Source organism: Streptomyces sp. NPDC086077 (assembly GCF_040686175.1).
In the GTDB taxonomy this organism is placed as follows: Bacteria; Actinomycetota; Actinomycetes; order Streptomycetales; family Streptomycetaceae; genus Streptomyces.
Genome location: NZ_JBFBJT010000298.1, coordinates 1 through 2,713, shown reverse-complemented (window position 1 = coordinate 2,713; position 2,713 = coordinate 1). Strand labels below are relative to the sequence as shown.

General features: G+C 75.2%; 2 protein-coding genes. Both read left to right on the top strand.

Translation table 11 applies throughout. The features are described 5' to 3' along the window. On the top strand, positions 1-1,579 hold a 1,579-nt coding region (locus AB0O67_RS37120; RefSeq protein ID WP_365460468.1), incomplete at its 5' end, for an SUKH-4 family immunity protein. A gap of 181 nt (positions 1,580-1,760) precedes the next feature. Continuing rightward, a complete protein-coding gene (locus tag AB0O67_RS37115) occupies positions 1,761-2,651 on the top strand; it encodes a cellulose-binding protein (protein WP_365460465.1) in 891 nt (296 codons plus the stop codon). Positions 2,652-2,713 lie beyond the last annotated feature (62 nt).

Genomic DNA, 2,713 nt, shown 5'->3' with positions numbered 1-2,713 from the left:
ACCGCCCGGCGCGCCGGGTACGCCCGGTGCGCAGGGCGCCTACGTGCCCACGCAGCTCGTGTCCTCCCTCGGGCCGGACGGACCTGAGGGTCCCGCGGCCGCCCCGGGTGCCCCGACTCCGCCCGGTCCTCCGACCCCGCCGGGGACTCCGGGCGCGCCGGGAGCTCCGGGCGGTACGCCGCCCGGTGGTGTGCACCACGCGGCCACGATGCTGGCCGACCCCGGTCGCACGGGACCGGGCCAGGGCGCACCGCAGCCTCCGGGCGCACCTGGGACTCCGGGTACTCCGGGAGCCCCTGGCATCCCGGGCGCTCACCAGCCCCCTGGCGCGCCCGGCGTCCCAGGTGCCCCGGGCGCGCAGGGCTCGACCGGGGGCGCGCACGGCGCCGTGCACCACGCGGAGACCATGCTCGCCGGTCCCGCCGTCGGTGGCCCCGGCGCACCCCCGCCGCCGCAGGCCCCGGGCGTGCCGGGCATGCCTCCCGGCGCCCAGCACCCGATGCCTCCGGCTCAGGGTGCGATGCCGCCCCCCGCTCCCGGGATGCCGATTCCGGGACAGCCTGTTCCCGGGCAGCGTCCGGCGTACGGCTACCCGCAGCAGGGTCAGCCGACCGTCGGCCCGGGCTATCAGGCCGTGCTGCGCTACCGCGCGCAGGACGGCTCGGAGCAGCAGCTGATCCGGCGTTCGGCGCCGGGTGTGCCGCACCCGGAGTGGCAGATCTTCCATGAGCTGCGGGCCATGAACGTGCCGCCGGACCAGGTGCTGGAGCTGCACACGGAGTTGGAGTCGTGCGAGTTGCCGGGCGCGTACTGCGCGCGGATGATGCGCGAGCAGTGGCCGCAGGCGCGGATCACGAGCATCGCGCCGTACGGCACGGATCACGCGAGCCGCCAGCAGGGCATGCAGCAACTGCTGGCGCACCAGGGCGAGTTGCATCAGGTGGCGGACGGTCCCGCGCGCCCCGCGCCGGTGCGTGCGCCGTTGACGCCGGTGCCGCCGGCGCCGCCGCTTCCGCCGGAGGGCGTGGCGCAGGAGCTGGCGGGGGCGTTCGGGCCGGGCGTGTTCCGGTTCGAGCAGGCCGCGGTGTCCCGGCAGGGAGTGCCGCCGGTCGTGGCGCACACGCTGGTGGTGGCCGGACTGCCGCTGGACATGGGGCCGTTCTTCTGGGCACAGGCCCAGCCGGGCCGGCCGGTGCCGACGCTGGCCGAGCTGGCGCAGGAGCGCGGCGTGCAGCCGGCGGCGGACGCGGGCTCGTACCTCGTCATGGGCAGCGACTTCGGCAAGGCGATCTGCGTCCAGTACGGCACGGCGCATATCGTGGCCGTACCGGTGGAGGCCGGGCCGGGCGGTGCGCCGGTGCCGCCGCAGTTCGTGAACACCGGGCTGCCGGAGTTCGTGCGTTGCCTGGGCCTGCTCGGCCGGATGTGGCGGCTGCGGTTCGGCCTGAACCAGGAGCAGGCGGGCCGCTGGACCGTCGACTTCCAGGCCCAGTTGGCGGCGCTCGACCCGGCGGCGCTGGGTTCGCCGGAGAGCTGGTGGTCGGTGCTGCTGGAGCAGATGTGGGACGGGCTGCTGTGACATCCGCGGTGCGCTGACATCCCTTTGCGGGAGGGCCGGGCCTGGTCGTGAGACCGGGCCCGGCCCCTCTGTTCTTCCGGAACGTGCACCAGAGCGCTCGGCGCGGAGTGTCGGATTATGACCATTTCTGTCCGATACATCAAGATATGCGCTAAATCGACATCGCTCGAGGGGTTCCGGAATGAGCAGCGCATCCGTGTCGTCGCATGGCTTCGTGACAGTACGGGGGCGCGGTTACCGCCCCGAAGAGGTCGATGCCTACGCCGAGGCCTTGTCGGAGGATCGTGACGCCGCCTGGGAGCGGGCCGCCCGCCTCACCGTCCTGGCCCGGGAGATGGAGGAGGAGGTCGAGGAACTGCGCGAGACCCTGGCCGAGCTTCCTCCGCAGACGTACGAGTCGCTCGGGGAGGGCGCGCGCCGGCTCTTCCAGATGGCGCGCGACGAGGCCACGGCGGTACGGGAGCGCGCGCGGCGCGAGGCGCACGAGCAGGTCGCGGAGGCCGAGGCGTACGCCGCCGGAGTGCGCCGCACGGCACAGGACGAGGCCGACGCGCTCGTGGCGGACGCCGAGGACCGGGCCCGGCAGCGGCTGCTCGCGGCGCGCGCGGAGGCGGACGAGATCCGTATCGACGCCCGGCGTGAGGTGAAGGAGGGCCGCACGGAGGCGCTCGCCGCGTTGCGCGAGGTCAGGCACCGCACCGCCGCGATGCTGGCCGAACAGGAGAAGGAGCACGCCGAGCGCTGGGCCGCGGTGGAGAGCCTGGCCGTGGAGGGCGACGCCGCGGTGGACGCTCGGCACGCCGACCGGGCGGCGCGCGCGGAGGCCGCGCTGGCCGAGGCGGAGCGGGACTTCGCCGACGCCGAGCAGGCCCTCGGGCGCGAGGAGGAGAAGGCGCAGGCGCTGGCCGCCGAGGTGCTTGCCGAGGCACGCAAGCAAGCGGACCGTGTCGCCCGCGAGACGGAACGGGTGCTGCGGGAGCACGGGGAGCGCTGGGACGACGTGCAGGCGCACATGGACTGCGTACGCAACAGCCTCGCGGCGCTGACGGGAGGTCGGGCGCCGGCGGAGTGAGGCCCGGGACCGACGGCGCGGGCGTCGGCGGGAGGCTCCCGCCGAGCTTATCCTCCGGCACT